At 69.1% G+C, this 16,628-nt stretch carries 14 protein-coding genes; 2 read left to right on the forward strand and 12 right to left on the reverse strand.

The window, feature by feature from the left end; translation table 11 throughout:
• Window positions 1-44: 44 nt before the first annotated feature.
• The 9 genes from Q1K33_RS07435 to Q1K33_RS07475 are packed head-to-tail and all read right to left on the reverse strand — an operon-like array spanning window position 45 to window position 9,585.
• A complete protein-coding gene (locus tag Q1K33_RS07435; protein WP_300402274.1) occupies window positions 45-593 on the reverse strand; it encodes a hypothetical protein in 549 nt (182 codons plus the stop codon).
• Window positions 590-1,858: an MlaD family protein gene (locus tag Q1K33_RS07440; protein ID WP_300402276.1), complete on the reverse strand. Its 1,269-nt coding sequence runs from the start codon at window positions 1,856-1,858 to the stop codon at window positions 590-592. Before Q1K33_RS07440 ends, Q1K33_RS07435 begins: the two co-directional genes overlap by 4 nt.
• The gene (locus Q1K33_RS07445; RefSeq protein ID WP_300402278.1) at window positions 1,855-3,240 is read right to left on the reverse strand and encodes an MCE family protein; all 1,386 of its coding nucleotides are present in this window, start codon (window positions 3,238-3,240) and stop codon (window positions 1,855-1,857) included. Before Q1K33_RS07445 ends, Q1K33_RS07440 begins: the two co-directional genes overlap by 4 nt.
• A complete protein-coding gene (locus tag Q1K33_RS07450; RefSeq protein WP_300402280.1) occupies window positions 3,240-4,511 on the reverse strand; it encodes an MCE family protein in 1,272 nt (423 codons plus the stop codon). Before Q1K33_RS07450 ends, Q1K33_RS07445 begins: the two co-directional genes overlap by 1 nt.
• A complete protein-coding gene (locus tag Q1K33_RS07455) occupies window positions 4,508-5,500 on the reverse strand; it encodes an MlaD family protein (RefSeq protein WP_300402282.1) in 993 nt (330 codons plus the stop codon). Before Q1K33_RS07455 ends, Q1K33_RS07450 begins: the two co-directional genes overlap by 4 nt.
• Window positions 5,497-6,576 carry an MCE family protein gene (locus Q1K33_RS07460; protein WP_300402284.1) on the reverse strand — a complete coding sequence of 360 codons (1,080 nt, stop codon included), beginning with the start codon at window positions 6,574-6,576 and terminating at the stop codon, window positions 5,497-5,499. Before Q1K33_RS07460 ends, Q1K33_RS07455 begins: the two co-directional genes overlap by 4 nt.
• Window positions 6,573-7,958, reverse strand: a complete 1,386-nt coding sequence (locus Q1K33_RS07465; RefSeq protein WP_300402286.1) for an MCE family protein — start codon at window positions 7,956-7,958, stop codon at window positions 6,573-6,575. The genes Q1K33_RS07460 and Q1K33_RS07465 overlap by 4 nt, the downstream gene beginning before the upstream one ends.
• Before the next feature lie 14 nt (window positions 7,959-7,972).
• Window positions 7,973-8,812, reverse strand: a complete 840-nt coding sequence (locus Q1K33_RS07470) for an ABC transporter permease (RefSeq protein ID WP_300402288.1) — start codon at window positions 8,810-8,812, stop codon at window positions 7,973-7,975.
• Window positions 8,812-9,585, reverse strand: coding sequence for an ABC transporter permease (locus Q1K33_RS07475; RefSeq protein WP_300402290.1), 774 nt, complete (start codon window positions 9,583-9,585; stop codon window positions 8,812-8,814). The genes Q1K33_RS07470 and Q1K33_RS07475 overlap by 1 nt, the downstream gene beginning before the upstream one ends.
• 233 nt (window positions 9,586-9,818) lie before the next feature.
• On the opposite strand from Q1K33_RS07475, the gene Q1K33_RS07480 reads away from it, so the two are divergent.
• Together Q1K33_RS07480 and Q1K33_RS07485 are read left to right on the forward strand one after the other, a co-directional pair.
• Window positions 9,819-10,361, forward strand: a complete 543-nt coding sequence (locus tag Q1K33_RS07480) for a DUF1707 domain-containing protein (protein ID WP_300402292.1) — start codon at window positions 9,819-9,821, stop codon at window positions 10,359-10,361.
• 103 nt (window positions 10,362-10,464) lie between these two features.
• Complete coding sequence (locus Q1K33_RS07485) at window positions 10,465-11,805, forward strand: hypothetical protein (protein WP_300402294.1); 1,341 nt, start codon at window positions 10,465-10,467, stop codon at window positions 11,803-11,805.
• Window positions 11,806-11,818: 13 nt separating this feature from the next.
• Here the strand turns inward: Q1K33_RS07485 and Q1K33_RS07490 are convergent, their stop codons facing one another.
• From Q1K33_RS07490 to Q1K33_RS07500, 3 genes are read right to left on the reverse strand one after another with little or no spacing between them, the layout of a single operon-like run.
• On the reverse strand, window positions 11,819-13,105 hold the full coding sequence (locus Q1K33_RS07490; RefSeq protein ID WP_300402296.1) for an MFS transporter: 1,287 nt from the start codon (window positions 13,103-13,105) through the stop codon (window positions 11,819-11,821).
• A 17-nt stretch (window positions 13,106-13,122) separates the two neighbouring features.
• A complete protein-coding gene (uvrB, locus tag Q1K33_RS07495; protein WP_300402298.1) occupies window positions 13,123-15,261 on the reverse strand; it encodes an excinuclease ABC subunit UvrB in 2,139 nt (712 codons plus the stop codon).
• Between the two features lie 55 nt (window positions 15,262-15,316).
• Entirely contained in the window at window positions 15,317-16,573 is a 1,257-nt protein-coding gene (locus tag Q1K33_RS07500; RefSeq protein ID WP_300402300.1) for a phosphatidylserine/phosphatidylglycerophosphate/cardiolipin synthase family protein, read from the reverse strand.
• Window positions 16,574-16,628 lie beyond the last annotated feature (55 nt).

The raw sequence follows: 16,628 nt of genomic DNA on the forward strand, positions 1-16,628 counted from the left end.
GGGGGTACGAGACGCCGGGCCGGGACGGCGGGGCTTCGGGGGCGTCATCCGACGAACTCCAGGTCGTTGGTCAGCCACCGGTCGTCCTCCCGGACGAGCTTGACCAGGATCCGGAAGTTGCGGGCCTGGCCCCCCTCGCCGGTCTGGGCGTTGCTCACCGTGCCGTCGGTGGCCACCAGCACGGTGGCGTCGTCCTGGTCGATGCTCGAGACCGCCGAGCTGACGACGGTGCCGGTCAGCACGGACTCGAACTGGGTCACCAGGTCGACCAGGCTCTCCGACGAGGCGTCGTACTGCTCGAGGAAGGTGCCCGTCGCCGTGCCGCGAACCGCCTCGAAGCTGGCCTCGGGGTCCTCGTAGTCGATGTTGACCAGCGCCAGGGCGGTGGACTCGGCGGCCCGCAGCGCCTCGCCGTAGCGCTTCTGCTCGGCGGCGGACGGCGCGACGGTCTGGGGGCTCTCCCGCTCGGTCCGTGCGTCGCCGCGGGCCTGCTGCACGATCACCACGCCACCGACGACGCAGCCGCAGGCGAGCAGCAGGGCCACGACGTAGAGGACGGTCTCCAGCCGGGCGCCGGTCGAGAGTCGGCTCATGGGCTCGCCACCGGTCCCACGAGCAACCACTTCCACGAGTCGTCGCCCAGGATCGACAGGTCGCCGGCCTGCTGCACGCGCACGGGCGAGCCGTCACCCGCGATCGCGCCGTCGACCAGGCCCGTCGCCGGGTCGTACGTCGAGGAGTACGAGCGGGCGGGCGACGGGTTGTTGCGGGTGCCCGGGACGTTGGGGGTGCCGCGCTGGACGAACGGCGCTCCGCTCTTGCACTCGGCCGGGAAGATGGCCGCGTCTGTCAGCTCGTCGCCGCGACGCCACTCGCTGCGCGGCTTGTAGCCGTCGGTGCACGGCGGGACGCTGTAGTCGAGCTGGAGGTTGACGTGACCGAACCCGTCGGGTGGCGATCCCGTGAAGCCGCCGGCGATCACGCGGGGGAAGGTCACCAGGAGCTGCTCGACCCCTTCGATGTGGGAGACGACGACCTGGTTCACGGTGGTCAGGTCGCTCAGCAGGACCGGCAGCGTGGGCTCCAGGTCGCGCAGCAGCCGGGTGACCTGCCGTGCGGTGCCGGGCGTGTCGTCGAGGGTGCGGCGCAGGTCCGCGTCGGACGCGCGCAGGGCGTCGGTGAGGTCGGCGAGATCGGTCGAGAACGATGTGATGTTGTCGCCGACATCGCGCTGGGTGCCGACGACGGTACGAGCGGTGTCGAGCAGCCGGATGGTGTCGTCGGTGGCGGTGATCGCCTCGTCGATGAAAGCTCCTCCGTCGTCGATGAGGCGCTGCAGTGGCCGGCCGGTGTCGGCGAACATGTCGCCGAGCTCGCGGACAAGCACCTGCAGGGCTTGCTTGTCGACCGAGTTGACGAATCCGTCGAGCTGGACCAGGAGGTCGGCCTCGTCCACCGGGAGCGCCGTCGCATCGCCGACGATCAGGTCGCCGTCCTCCGCAAAGGGGCCGCCCGCGTCCGGGGGCTCGAAGTCGAGGTACTGCTCACCCACGGCCGAGAGGTTGTGCACGAACACCTCCGAGTCGAGCGGGAGCTCGGTGCCCTCCTCGACCGCGACGTCCACCACGACTCCGGCGCGCGTCACCGTCATCTTGTCGACGGTGCCGATCTTGACACCGCGGTAGGTGACCTCGCTGCCCTCGAAGAGGCCTCCGGACGCCGGCAGCGCGACCTGCACCGTGTAGCCGCGTCCGAGGACCGTGTCGACGAAGCCGAGGTAGGACGCGGCGACGTAGACGATGCCCACCGCCGAGAGGATCACGAAGGCAAGGATGCGTCGCCGTACGGCAGCGATCATGAGGCACCCCCCAGGAGGGACGTCGTGTCCGCCGGCGGGCTGGGGTCACCGCTGGCCAGTCCGGCACCGTAGCGCCCCAGGCCCAGGGATCCCAGCCCCCCGCTCAGCCCCTCGGTCAGTCCCGGGAGGAGTCCGCCGACACCGTCGAGCAGACCCAGGGCGAGACAGATCCCGTTGCGTCGGTTCTTCGGCTTCGCGCACTGCTTGACCAGCCGCGGCAGCAGGTCGGCCGAACGCAGCACCTTGCGACACGCCTTCGAGTCGATGCCCCCGCTGGTGAGGCACTTCAGGACGAGGTTCACGTTCGGCAACCCGGGGATCTCCGGGAGGGGCAGGTCCGGGAGGTCCGGGAGGTCGGGCAGCGGCAGGTCGGGAAGGCCGGGCGAGAAGAAGTTCTCCAGGTTGATGTCGGCGCGGATCGAGGTGTTGGCATAGTCACCGCGCACGATCTCGGAGGCCTCCTTGGGGAACGGGAAGCTCACCAGGAGGTTGAGTCCGGGCGCCAGCGAGTCGCCCGCGTCGCTCAGGTTGTCCAGCACCGGCTCCAGGTCCCGCAGCTGGGCCAGCAGGTCGTCCTTGCTCGCCCGGATGACGCGAGTGCCGACGGTGCCCAGACGGTCGAGGGAGGCGAGCATCGTGACCAGCTCGTCCGTCTGGTCGTCGAGCACGTCCACCGCCGGACCGACCACGTCGAGGGCGCCTTGAATCGTGTCCTTCTCCTCGTTCAAGGTCTGCGAGAGGTTGTTGAGCGACTGCAGCGCGCGGATGATGTCGAGCTTCTGGTCGTCGAGGTCGGAGACCACCCGGTCGAGCGTGCCCAGCAGTCCTCGCAACTCGTCGGTGCGACCGCTCATCACGTTGTTGAGCTCCTCGGTGATGGTGCCCAGCTGGGCCACCCCGCCGCCACTGAGGAGGGTCGACAACGCCGCGAGGACCTCCTCGACCTCGGGGTTGCGTCCCGTCCGGTCGAGCGCGATGTTGTCGCCCTCGCCGAGCTGGCCCTGGGGGGCCTCGCCGGTGGGCGGCTCCAGGGCGACGTACTTCTCGCCGAGCAGGCTGACCTGGCGGATCTCGGCGACGACGTTGTTGGGCAGCACGACGTCGTCGCGGATGCGTAGGGTGACCCGGGCGTGCCAGCCGACCCGGTCGACCTCGATCACCTCGCCGACCGTGACGTCGTCGACGAAGACCGGCGAGCGCGGCACCACGTTGAGGATGTCGTCGAAGTCGGCGGTGACCTCGTAGGCCTCGTCGGCGTCCACCGGGGACCCCGGCAGCGGCAGGTCGTAGGCGCCGTCGAAGTCGCAGGCGGTCAGACCGCCCGCGACCAGCACGGTGGCCACCAGCGTGGTCAGGGCGCTGGCGAGGGAGCGTCGCACCATCACCGCCCACCTCCTGAGAGGAGGCCGGCCAGGTCCGGCGGCGTCTCGGTGGTGAAGGCCCCGGAGACGGCCTGCGACACCCGGGCGGGCGCGCCCTCGCGGACGGGCCGGCGGGCCCCGCCCGGCCGGCTCACGTTGTCCCCGGTGCCGGCGCGGTTGTCGGTCTGCGGCCTTCCGGCGGCCGGCGGGATGCTGGGCAGCTGGTCCTCGAGCGGCTCCAGGAGCGCCTCCAGCAGCTCGCACGCCAGGGTCTTGCTGACCTTGGGCAAGCTGGACTGCTGGATGATCGAGCAGATGAAGCCGTCGGCGTCGAAGGCGTTGCCGGTGACGCCGATGCGCGAGCCGATCGAGCCCGACTCGACGTTGAAGGCCAGGAAGAGGTTGCCCATCGCGACCGGCGCGACCTCCAGGGCGGTGTCGAGGCTCTGCTTCTCGGAGGCGATCGTGCGCACCACCCGGGTGAGCTTCTCGACGTCGGTGACCAGCGCCCTGCGGTTGTTCTTCACGAAGCCCTTGACCGTGCCTACCGTGTCCGAGACCGCCGCGAGGACGGCTTGGAGCTCCTGGCGCTCGCCGGAGAGCTGAGCGGCGACGTCCGCGAGGTCGGCGAAGAAGGCCCGGACGAGCCGGTCGTTCTCACCGAGCGTCTCGGTGAAGTCGGCCAGCTGGCTGACGGTGGCGAACAGGTCCCCCGAGCTGTTGGAGAAGGTGCTGGCTGCCTCGGAGAGGTTGCGCAGCATCTCGTTGGCCTGCTTGCCCTGGCCGTCGAGGGCGTCGGCACCCGCTGTCACGAGGTTGTTGAGGGTGCCGTCGGCGTTGACGCCGTTCGGCCCCAGGGTGGCGGTCAGCTCGTTGAGGCTGGAGTAGATCCGGTCCAGCTCGACGGGGACCGCGGTCTCGGGCAGCGGGATGTCGGCGCCGTCCGCCATCGTCGCTCCCCCGGTGTAGACCGGGGTCAGCTGCACGAAGCGGTCGGCGACGAGTGTCGGGGTGACCACGACGGCCTGCGCGTCACTCGGCAGGTCGAGGGCGCCGTCGTACTCCATGTCGACGCGCACGGACCCGCCCTCCGGGGTCACCGCCGTGACGCTGCCGACGTTGACGCCCAGGATCCGTACGTCGGTGCCCTCGTAGACGCTGACGGCACGGGAGAAGTGGGCGGTCACGGTCTTGGGGCCCACGTCGTCGGCGCCACGCACCAGGACCACGCCCATCAGTCCGAGGGCGAGGACGGCGACCAGGGCATTGCGGAAGGTCACGAAGCGCTTCATCCCAGGCCTCCCGGGTTGGGCAAGAACTCGCCCGTGGGGATCGCCAGGAGGTTGACGGCATAGGCGTCGAACCACGGCCCGGTGCCGATGATGTTGCCCAGGATGGAGACGTAGGGCCCCAGCGCGTTGAGGGTCGCCTTGAGCTCCTCCTCGCGGGAGATCAGCGTGTCGAGCAGGTCGTCGACCTGACGCAGGGCCGGCCGGATCTGGTCCTGGTTGTCCGTGGCGACGCCGCGCAGCTCGACCGCCAGCTCGCGCGCGTTGACCAGGAGCCGGTGGATGGCAGCCTTGCGCTTCTTGAGCTCCTCGAAGACGAGGTCGGCACTCCCCATCAACGTGACGAGGTCCTCGGAGCGAGCCGCGAGGACCTCGGTCACGCCGCGTGAGCTGCGGAAGAGCCGCTGGAGCTCGGCGTCGCGCGAAGCCACGCTCTCGGAGAGCCGCGAGATCCCCTCGAAGCTCGCCGTGATCTCCGGGGCCGCGGAGTCGATGGTCTCCCCGAGCACGTTGAAGGCCTGCTTGAGCTGGTCGGTGTCGATGGCCTCGGTGGTCGTGGTCAGGTCGCCGAAGACACCGATGATGTCGTAGGCCGACTCCGTGCGATCGAGCGGGATCGCGACCTCCGGGTCGAGCTCCCCCGCGCCTGCGGGATCGACGTTGAGGTACTTCTCGCCCAACAGGTTGAGGACCTCGACCGAGGCCGACGTCTCCGACCCGAGATCGACGCCGTTGTCGACCTCGAAGGTCACGATCACGCGGTCGCGGTTCTCGGGGTCCAGCTCCACGCCGCTGACTCGACCGGAGCGGATCCCGCCGACCTGCACGACGTTGCCCCGGTGGATCCCGCTGGCATCGCTGAACTCGGCGGTGTACGTCGTGCCGCCGAAACCGGGGAAGCGGGAGAGGTTGAAGGTCGCCGCCATGATCAGGGCCATCACCACCAGGGTGATCGCCCCCAGGCGCAGCACACGGGCCTCGGAGACTCTCACCGGTTGCACCTCGGCGCCGTCGAACGGAAGTCGAGGTTGTTCAGCTGGTCGTTGAGGTCCTTGATGATGGGCAGACCGCTGATGATGGGGAGCTTGATCCGCCCCGAGAAGCCGCAGATGTAGTAGTTGTACCAAGACCCGTAGGTGCCGGTGCGCGTCTGGTCGGTCATCGACTCGGGCAGCCGGTCGAAGATCTCGACCACCAGGTCGCGGTTCTTGGGTTTGTTCAGCAGCGTCGCCAGCCGGCGCAGCTGGGCGACGTCGCCCTTGACGAGTGGACGCGCGTCCTTCAGCAGGTCCGAGAGCACGACGGTGAGGTCGGAGATGCTGTCGAGCGACGACCCGATCGTGTCGCGGTCGCGTGCGAGGTCGACCATCCAGTCCTTCAGCTCGACGACCAGGTCGTCCAGCTCCTCGTGGCGCTCGTCGACCGTCGTCAGGGTGGTGCCGAGGTTGGTGACCACGTCCCCGATCAGCTCGTCGCGGTCGGCCAGGGTGGTGGTGAGCGACGCGGTGCTCTCGAGCAACGACCGGACCGTGCCGCCCTCCCCCTGCAGGACCTGGATCAGGTTGAAGGTGAGCTCGTTGACCTGCTGGGGCTGCAGTGCCTGGAAGAGCGGCTTGAAGCCGTTGAACAGGGTGGTCAGGTCGAGGGACGGCTGGGTCTGCTCCATCGGGATGGTGGCGCCGGCCTGCAACTGCTCGGCCTCCTTGTCCACCCCCTCCTCGAGTGCGAGGTAGCGGTCGCCGACCAGGTTGAGGAACCGGATCTCGGCGCGGGAGGCGGTGGTGAGCGGCACCTCGGCCTTCACCCGGAACGTCACGAGCGCGTCCCCGTTGTCGGTTCCGGTGTGCTCGACGCTCTTCACCTCGCCCACGCTGACGCCGGCCACCCGGACGTCGTCGCCCTTCTTCAGCGAGCTCGCGCTGGTGAACTCGGCCGCGTAGGTGCGTCCCTCACCGAAGCCGAAGTTGCCCATGATCACGGCCAGCAGGCCGGTCACCAGGACCGAGACCACCGTGAAGATCGCCAGCTTGATGCCGGCACGCACGGTGACGGCGTCACGGGTGTTCACGAGTCGTCACCCCCGCCCCGGACCACGGGTCCGTACAGCAACGACCCGAGGGAGCCGTAGGTCTCGGGGGCCCGGCCGCTGCGCTCGGCGAGCAGGGCGTTGAGCACCTGCTGCTCACCTTCCGTGCCGGCGTACCCGCTCGACATCCCGACGCCGAAGCCCGACTGGCGAGCCCAGTCCGGAGCCGTGCGCGGCAGCGGCAGCCCGGGGAGCAGGTCGTCGAGATCCGGGATCAGCACCGGGAGGTCGCTGCGCGGTGGGTTGTCGTCGATGTCGGTGCCGTCGTCGAAGGACTCCGGTCCGATCGGGACCGGCGGCTTGGGCAGCCCCGAGCACCACGGACCGTGACCCAGCTCGCCGTACACCGGCTTGTCGTCGGGTCCGTAGGCCTCGTACTGCGCGGAGCCCAGCTCGATGTACTGCTTGACCTCGTTGCCCTCGAACGTCTTGGCCAGGATCGGGGCGTAGCGCGCGGCTCCCTTGAGCAGGCACGGCAGCTCCGGGGAGTACGTCGCCAGGAGCTTGAGCACGGGGGCGCCCACCTCGCCCACCCGGATGAGCGCCGACTCGTTGTCCCTCAGGACGCGGGTCGTCGTGTTGGACAGGCCGGTGAGGTCGCTGAAGAACACGTCCAGCTGCTCGCGTTTCTGCAGCACGGTCTTGGAGGTGACCGTGAGGTTGCCCAGGACGCGCAGAAGATCGGGTGCGGCGAGATCGTAGGTGTCGGCCACGTCGGCGAGTGCGACGAGGTCCTCCTGCAGCGTCGGCAGCGAACCCTCGATATCACCGAGGTAGGTGCCGAGGTCCTCGAGCGTCACGCCGAGCTGGTCCCCGCGCCCTTCGAGGGCGTTGGCCACCGCGCTCAGGGTCATGTTGAGGTCGGCCGGACGCAGCGCCCGGAGCAGGGGAAACAGGTCCGCGAGGATCTGGCTCAGCTCGACGTTGGTCTCCACCCGGTCGGTGGGGATGACGGCGTCGGGAGCGAGCGCGGCGACGGACGGGTCGTCCGGGGTCACGAAGGAGACGTACTTCTGACCGAACAACGTCGTCGGGAGGATCTGGACGGCGACGTTGGCCGGCAGCTCCTTGGCGGCCGCTGGCTCCAGGGCCACTCTGATCACGGCGTTCTCGCCGTTCTGCGACACCTCGCGGACCTGTCCGATCAAGACCCCGTTGCGGCGGACGTCACCGAACTTGGTGAGTTGCAGGCCGGCGCGGTCGGCCTCGATCGTGACCATCGTGACGTCGGCGAACTTCTTGTCGTAGATCGCGATCGAGAGGTAGACGAGCAGGGCGATGCTCGTCAGGAAGGCCACTCCCGCCACGAGCAGACGGCGGTGCTCCCGGGGGCTGTCGTGGTGGATGTTCACCAGCATCGGCATGCGGAGTCCACCCCCTACCCGGTGATCCGCACGGTGGTGGTCGAGCCCCAGATGGCGAAGCTCAGGAAGAAGTCCGCGACCACGACGGTCACGATGCTGGTCCGGATCGCCTGCCCGACGGCTGTGCCCACGCCGGCCGGACCGCCGCTCGCGGTGTAGCCGTAGTAGCAGTGGATCAGGATGATCGCCGTAGCCAGCACGAGCAGCTTGGCGAAGGACCAGAGGATGTCGATCGGCGGCAGGAACTGCAGGAAGTAGTGGTCGTAGGTGCCGCTCGACTGGCCGTAGATGTAGACGGTGATCAGCCGCGGCGAGAGGTAGGAGGCGCTCAGCGCGACGACGTACAACGGGATGACGGCGATGAAGGCCGCGATCATCCGCGTGGTCACCAGGAACGGCAGCGACGGGACGCCCATGACCTCGAGGGCGTCGATCTCCTCCGAGATCCGCATGGCCCCCAGACGTGCGGTGTAGCCGCACCCGACCGTGGCGGCCAGGGCGATCGACGAGATGAGCGGTGCCACCTCGCGGGTGTTGAAGTAGGCGGAGATGAACGCGCTGAACTTGGCGACGCCGATCTGGCTGAGCGAGGCGTAGCCCTGGATCCCCACCTCGGTGCCGGCGAAGAACGCCAGGAAGGCGATGACGCCGACGCTGCCGGCGATCAGGGTCAGGGCGCCGGTGCCGAAGGTGACCTCGGCCAGGGTCTTGGTGATCTCCTTGGGGTAGCGACGGATGGCCCTGGGGGTCCAGGCCAACGCCTTGACGTAGAAGAGGAGCTGGTCGCCGTAGCCCTCCAGGGTGCGGCGCCTGCCGTTGACGAAGGAGCTTCCGAGCTGCGTGATGGTGGCCATCAGATCCCCGGCGGCGGAACGACTTGGAAGTAGATCGCGGTGATCACGGCGTTCATGAAGAACAGCAGCATGAAGGCGATGATCACTGTCTCGTTGACGGCCCGGCCGACGCCGCTGGGCCCGCCTCCGGCGTTGAGTCCCTTGTAGGAACCGACGACTGCGGCCATCGCGCCGAAGATGACGGCCTTGACGATGGCGATGTAGAGGTCCGAGATGGAGGCGAGAGCGGTGAAGTTCGCCAGGAACGCACCGGCCGAGCCCCCCTGCACGATGACGGTGAAGAAGTAGCCGCCCCCGATGCCGGCGCCGATCACGATCCCGATGATCATCAGCGCCACGAACATGGTGGCGACGACGCGTGGGGCGACCAGCCGCTCGAGCGGATCGACGCCGAGGACCTCCATCGCGTCGATCTCCTCGCGGATCTTGCGGGAGCCGAGGTCGGAGCAGATCGCGGAACCGGCGGCACCGGCGATGATCAGCGCCGCCGCGATCGGTGCGGCCTCGCGCACCACCGCGAGCACGGCGGTCGCGCCGGCGAAGGACTGGGCGCCCAGCTGTCCGGTGAGGTTGCCGACCTGCAGCGAGATGACGGCGCCGAAGGGGATCGACACCAAGATGGTGGGCATCAGGGTCACGCTCGTGATGAACCACGCCTGCTCGATGAACTCGCGGAACTGGAAGGGCTTGGTGAAGATGCGCTTGGTCACGTCGACGGTCATCGCGGCGATCTCGCCAGGACCACGCAGGACGGACACGGCCGTGAACGCCATCGGCCACCTCCCCCCGCTCCTGTGCGCCAGCTCCCATGAGCCCGGTCCCATGTGATGCCGGCCACGACGATAGAACGTGTTCTCGTTTTGGACAACGAGACGTGTCTTAGCCCACTGTGGGCCGCCGTGGTGTAACACCGCGGAAACAGGCTAGGTCGCCGCGGTCGCCGAGGTGCCAAAATGGCCGGACTGCCACGATGGCGGCCGGACCCGACGCGCTGAGGAGACGACACATGACCGCGAGCCTGTGGCACTCGCTCTCGCACGACCCCCGTGTCGCTGCCAACGCCGCGTTGCGCGCTTCCGACTCCGACCGCGACCTCGTCAGCGACGTCCTCGCCGCGGCCTACGCCGAGGGCCGGCTGGACCGCGAGGAGCACGACCAGCGCGCCGAGACCGCGGCCGCCGCGCGCACCCTGGGCGAGATCCCGCCCATCGTCGCCGACCTCGTGCCGGAGACGACCCCCTCGAAGGCCATCGACCCGATCGCCGGCGCGAGCCCGGCTCAGCTGCGGCACCGAGCGGACGTGGCTTGGCAGGAGCGCCGACGCAGCGCCGTGTTCGGCTTCGTGGCGCCGACGGTGGTGTGCTGGGCCATCTACCTGGCCGTCAACGGCGGCTTCGACGCCTTCATGTGGCCTCTGATCGTGATGGCGGTGACCGCGGTCAACCTCCTCAAGACCGTCTCCAGCGGCGACGAGATCCGTCGCGAGGAGCTGCGTCGGTTGGAGAAGCAGCAGGCGAAGGCCCAGCGCAAGCGTGGCTGGCTGCCGTGAGCGACTCCCCGAGGCGGGGGTGCGTCGGGGCCCGACGGCACCAGGACGGATAATCCCCGACAACCCCGCCAGCCCCACGCGCCACCCCCAGGAGGAGTCCACGATGCAGCGACGTCGTCTCGCCGTCGTGTCGGTCGTCGCCGTCGTCCTGGGGACGTCAGCCTCTCTCGGCGCAGCCCCTGCGTCCGCGGAGCCCGACCTGCCTCCACGGGGCACGGTCTGGTTCGGCCCCTCCCTCGACTGGAGCAACGACTCGGCTGCCGCCTACCAACGCCGGCTGGGCGCGGAGGCCTCTCTCGTCGGGGGGTCGATCGGCTACCCGCTGACCCCCACGTCCCAGGTGCTGCTCGAGGACCTCTCACGCCAGTCCGCCGGCGTCGGCGCCGTCGCCGTGGTGACCCTCGAGCCGAAGACCCTGACCGGGCTCACCCAGGACGACGCCGAGTCGCTGGCCGGCACGCTCGGCGCGGCGACGGCCCGTGACGGCAGCTTCCTGATCGTGCGGTTCGCACCTGAGATGAACGGCTCGTGGGCGCCCTGGGGCCAGCAGCCCCTCGCCTACATCGACGCGTTCCGCGCAGTGGCCGAGGCCGTCCACGACAGCACCGACGCCGCTCGGATGTTGTGGGCTCCGTCGTACGGCGGCGGCTACCCGTTCTCCGACGCCGTGAACTCGACGACCACGCTGGTGAACGAGGCCCCGCCCATCGATGCCGAGACGCTGCCCTACCTCGACACCGACGGAGACGGCGAGGTCACCTCCCTCGACGATCCCTACGGGCCCTACTACCCCGGAGACGACTTCGTCGACTGGGTCGGCCTGACGATGCTGCGCTACGGCGTCGCACCGACGTTCGGGGCCAACTCCTACCCGGAGGCCGGCGAGCTCGACGACCGGTTCAAGGAACGATTCGGGTACGACGACGACAGCCGACGCTCGACCTTCTACGTGCGCTTCGCCGGTCAACGCAAGAAGCCCTTCCTCCTGACCACCGGTGCCATGCACCAGACCGGCGCTGAGGGCTCCACCGAGGGCGTCCTCAAGCGCGCCTGGCTGCGCCAGGTCGTCGGCGCCGTCGCGTCGCGACCACGGCTGAAGGCGGTGCAGTGGCTGGAGGAGGTGCGCGCGGAGCCGGCCGTGGGCGGCACCACGTCGTCGCAGCTCACCGACGACCCGGCGCTGGCGAGCACCTCACGAGCCGTGCTCGACCAGGGCGCCATCGCCTTCGGACCCCTCGACGGCATCGGGACCGGCTCGGCCGACGCATCGACGAGCGACCAGCCGGCCCTCAACGCCGATGAGCAGGCTGACGGTGATGGGTCCGGCGGCGGATGGGCGAGCTTCTTCGGCGGCGTCCTGACCGCCCTCGCGGTCGTGCTCGTGGGCGGCGTGGTGGCGCTGCAGGTGCGCCGTCGCCGCCTGGTCCCGCCCTGGCTCAGGTGACGCTCAGCGCGGCTCAGGTCATCGGGACACCCGACTCCAGGGCTCGGCGATCGATGACGGCGCGGGCACGTCCTCGGTAGCGGACGATCTGAGCCACACCCACGGCCCACAGCACGTACTGTGCGCTGAGTGCCCACCGAAACGCATCGGGGCTGTAGTCCGTGGAGTCGCCCGGTGTGCGCCAGTCGAGGATGAGCCCGATGCTCAGCACCAGCACGAGGCTGGCTGCGAAGCCGGCCTGGTTGATGATTCCGGTGGCGCTGGCGAGCCGCTCCGCGGGGTTGGACGTGCGCGCGAGGTCGAAGCCGATCATCGACGCGGGTCCACCGAAGCCGATCACCTGGGTCAGCACGACCAGGAGCCACAGCGGCGCCTGGCCCGGCCACGCGAGGACCGCCGTCCAGACGACGACGATGGCGGAGACGATCACCAGCACCACCGAGGACCGGTGCCACGGGTGTCGGCCGATCAGGAGTCCCAGCAACGGCCCGGAGTAGATGAAGGCGACCACGATCAGGGTCAACAGCGCCCCGGCGCTGGCCGAGGATCGACCCTCGCCCTGCACCAGGAAGGGGTAGCCCCAGAGCAGTGCCATCGCGGTCGCGCTGAACTGGGTGGTGAAGTGCATCCAGAAGCCCAGGCGAGTCCCCGGGTGCGCCCATGAGGCGGCGAGGCTGGTGCGGATCCCTGGCCACGACATCCGCGGGCCGGGGATCCGCCGTCCCTCCGGCGCGTCGCGCACGACGAACACCAGGCCGACAGCCAGGACGACGCCGAGCGACGCCGTGCTGAGGTAGGCGGCCGTCCACCCCACCTCGCGCAGGGCGATCGTCATCGGCACCGCCGCGACCACCGCCCCGAGCTGACCGACGGTCCCGGACAGCTGGGTGAAGATCGGCACCCGGCGCGGCGGGAACCACCTGCTGACCAGGCGCAGCACGCAGATCCACGTCATCGCGTCGCCCATGCCGACGAAGGTGCGCGAGACCAACGCGACGGGGTAGGTCTCGGCGAGCGCGAAGCCGGTCTGGGCGAGCGTGAGGATGACGACACCGCTGAGCATCACCGCTCGCGGCCCGTAGCGGTCGACGAGCAGCCCCACCGGGATCTGCATGCCGGCGTAGACCAGGAGCTGCAGCATCGCGAAGACCGCGAGCTGGGAGGCCGAGATCCCGAAGCGCTCGGAGGCTGCCAGGCCGGCCACGGCCAGGGAGCTGCGGTGGAAGATCGCCAGGAAGTACGTCGCCAGGGCGACGCCCCACACGGCGTAGGCCATCCGGCCACCCAGCTGCGACGTCACGGACCGAGGCTAGGGCCTCACTTGGTCGCTTCCATCATCTGGCGCAGCTCCTTCTTCAGGTCGTTGATCTCGTCGCGCAGTCGAGCCGCCAGCTCGAACTGCAGCTCGGCAGCCGCGGTGCGCATCTGGTCGGTGAGGTCTTGGATGAGCTGGGCCAGCTCGGAGCTCGGCAGCCCGGCCAGGTCCTTGGCGTGATGGCCCGCAGCCTTGTCGCCCAGGACCGGGACGGTCTGGCGTCCCTTGCCGGTCGCCTTCACCCCGCCGGCGCGGCCCTTCGCCTCGGTGCCGGCCCAGGTCTCGAGCAACGCCTGGGTGTCCTCGGAGTCGCGCGCCAGCATCTCGGTGATGTCGGCGATCTTCTTGCGCAGCGGCTGCGGGTCGACCCCGGCCGCCTTGTTGTAGGCGATCTGCTTCTCGCGCCGCCGGTTGGTCTCCTCGATCGCCTTCTCCATGGACGGCGTGATCTTGTCGGCGTACATGTGGACCTGGCCCGAGACGTTGCGCGCGGCTCGACCGATCGTCTGGATCAAGGACTTGTCCGAGCGCAGGAAGCCCTCCTTGTCGGCGTCCAGGATCGAGACCAGCGACACCTCGGGGAGGTCCAGGCCCTCCCGGAGCAGGTTGATGCCGACCAGGACGTCGTACTCCCCCATCCGCAGCTCACGCAGCAGCTCGATGCGACGCAGGGTGTCGACCTCCGAGTGCAGGTAGCGGGTGCGGATCCCGGCGTCGAGCAGGTAGTCGGTGAGGTCCTCGGACATCTTCTTGGTCAGGGTCGTCACGAGCACCCGCTCGTTCTTCTCGGCACGGGTGCGGATCTCGTGGATGAGATCGTCGATCTGACCCTTGGTCGGCTTGATCACCACCTCGGGGTCGATCAGCCCGGTCGGGCGGATGATCTGCTCGACGACGTCACCCTCGACCTTGTCGAGCTCGTAGTTGCCGGGCGTGGCCGAGAGGTAGATCGTCTGGCCGATCCGCTCCAGGAACTCCTCCCAGCGCAGGGGCCGGTTGTCCATCGCGCTGGGCAGCCGGAAGCCGTGGTCGACGAGGTTGCGCTTGCGAGACATGTCGCCCTCGTACATGCCACCGATCTGGGGCACCGCCACGTGGGACTCGTCGACGACGACGATGTAGTCCTCGGGGAAGTAGTCGAGCAGGCAGTTGGGGGCAGAGCCACGCGTGCGGCCGTCCATGTGCATCGAATAGTTCTCGATGCCCGCGCAGGAGCCGACCTGGCGCATCATCTCGATGTCGTACGTCGTGCGCATGCGCAGGCGCTGCGCCTCGAGCAGCTTGCCCTGGCGCTCCAGCTCGGCCAGGCGCTCCTCGAGCTCGGCCTCGATGCCGCGGACGGCCCGCTCCATCCGCTCCGCGCCGGCGACGTAGTGGGTCGCCGGGAAGACGTAGAGCTCGGAGTCGTCGGTGATCACCTCACCGGTGACGGGGTGGAGGGTCATCAGGCGCTCGATCTCGTCACCGAAGAACTCGATGCGGACCGCGTGCTCCTCGTAGACAGGGAAGATCTCGAGGGTGTCGCCGCGCACCCGGAACGTGCCGCGGGTGAAGCTCATGTCGTTGCGGGTGTACTGGATCTCGACCAGCTGACGCAGGATCGAGTCGCGGTCGCGCTCCTCTCCCACCCGCAGCCGCAGCATCCGGTCGACGTACTCCTGGGGGGTGCCGAGGCCGTAGATGCAGGAGACGGTCGAGACCACGATGACGTCGCGCCGGGTCAGCAGCGAGTTGGTCGCCGAGTGCCGCAGCCGCTCGACCTCCTCGTTGATCGAGGAGTCCTTCTCGATGTAGGTGTCGGTCTGGGGGACGTAGGCCTCGGGCTGGTAGTAGTCGTAGTAGGAGACGAAGTACTCGACGGCGTTGTCCGGGAAGAGCTGACGCAGCTCGTTGGCGAACTGAGCAGCCAGCGTCTTGTTGGGCTGCAGCACCAGCAACGGACGCTGCACCTGCTCGGCCACCCAGGCCACCGTGGCCGTCTTGCCGGTGCCGGTGGCGCCCAGCAGGACGACGTCCTGCAGCCCCGCCTGGACGCGGTTGGTGATCTCCTTGATCGCCGCCGGCTGGTCGCCGGCAGGCTGGTAGTCGGAGATGACCTTGAAGGGGGCCACACGGCGTTCGAGATCGGTGACGGGGCGCATGCGTCAAGCCTACGGTCGACCACCGACATCGCCGGATCAGCGGCCGGACCTCGCGTCAGAGCAGACGTCCGAGCGGCCGCAGGAACGCCTCGGTGAACTTGCGGTGCAGGTCGCGGGTCTCCCACTCGAAGCGGGTCAGCGGGGCGCAGTTGGTCTCGTCGGTGAGGAAGATCTTCTCGAGCATCGCGGCGAGGCCCGGGTCGATCACCTCGACGTTGATCTCGTAGTTGCCCTGGAGGCTGAGCCGGTCGATGTTGGCCGTGCCGACCGTGGTCCAGGTGCCGTCGACGGTGGCGGTCTTGGCGTGCACCATCGCGCCCTTGAAGCGCAGCACCTTGACCCCGGCATCGAGCAGCTGGGCGAAGTAGCCGCGCGAGACCCAGTCGGCCACGACGTGGTTGGACTTCAACGGCAGCAGGAGCCGCACGTCGACGCCGCGGCGGGCGGCGTCCTTGAGGGCGTCGACGAAGTCCTGGTCCGGGAGGAAGTAGGCCTGCGTCATCCACACGTTGCGGCTGGCCCGGTTGATGGCCTCGATGTACATCGCCCTGATGGGGAACATCCACAGGCGCGGGACGTTGCGCTGCACCCGGATCTTCGACTCCCACGTCGACGCCGTCTCCAGCAGCAGCGGTCGCTCGCTCTTGCGGATCCGGCGACGACGGTTGAGGTTCCAGAAGTCGGCGAAGGCGCGCTTCAGGTCCCACACGCCCGGCCCCGTGATCCGCACGTGCGTGTCACGCCACTCGGTCTCGTAGGCGTCGCCGATGTTGTAGCCGCCGACGAAGCCGACCGAGTCGTCGACCACGAGGATCTTGCGGTGGTCACGGCCGTAGCCGCGCAGGTCGAAGAAGCGCCACCCCGCGGCGTACACGGGGTAGCGCAGCACCTTCATCGTCGAGGGGAAGCGCTTGAAGACCGGGGAGACGACGAGGTTCGCGAAGCCGTCGTAGATGCAGTAGACCTCGACACCGCGGTCCGCGGCCTCGGCCAGGGCTCGCTTGAACCGCTCGCCGGTGGCGTCGCCCTTCCAGATGTACGTCTCGAAGAGCACCTGCCGCTTGGCGCCCTCGATCGCCGCGATCATGTCGTCGTACAGGTCGCGACCGTAGGTGTACGTCGTGACGGTGCCGTCCCCGACCGCGACCTCGGTGGGTGGCGTCGTCGGGAACGCCACCGGCTTCTTGCCGCGGCGCCGGTAGGAGTCCACGACCGACATCGTCACGGCGATCAGGACCTGCAGTCCGAGCACCGTCAGCAGCACGCGCCGCAGCAGGCGGATGCCCCGCTCGACGTACCGCTTCCGACTCACGGGCTCAGAGTAGTCACGAGTCGGGAGCGTCACACTCCACGGTGCGAGATGGGCG

It is taken from the genome of Nocardioides sp. (assembly GCF_029937575.1).
Taxonomy (GTDB): domain Bacteria; phylum Actinomycetota; class Actinomycetes; order Propionibacteriales; family Nocardioidaceae; genus Nocardioides.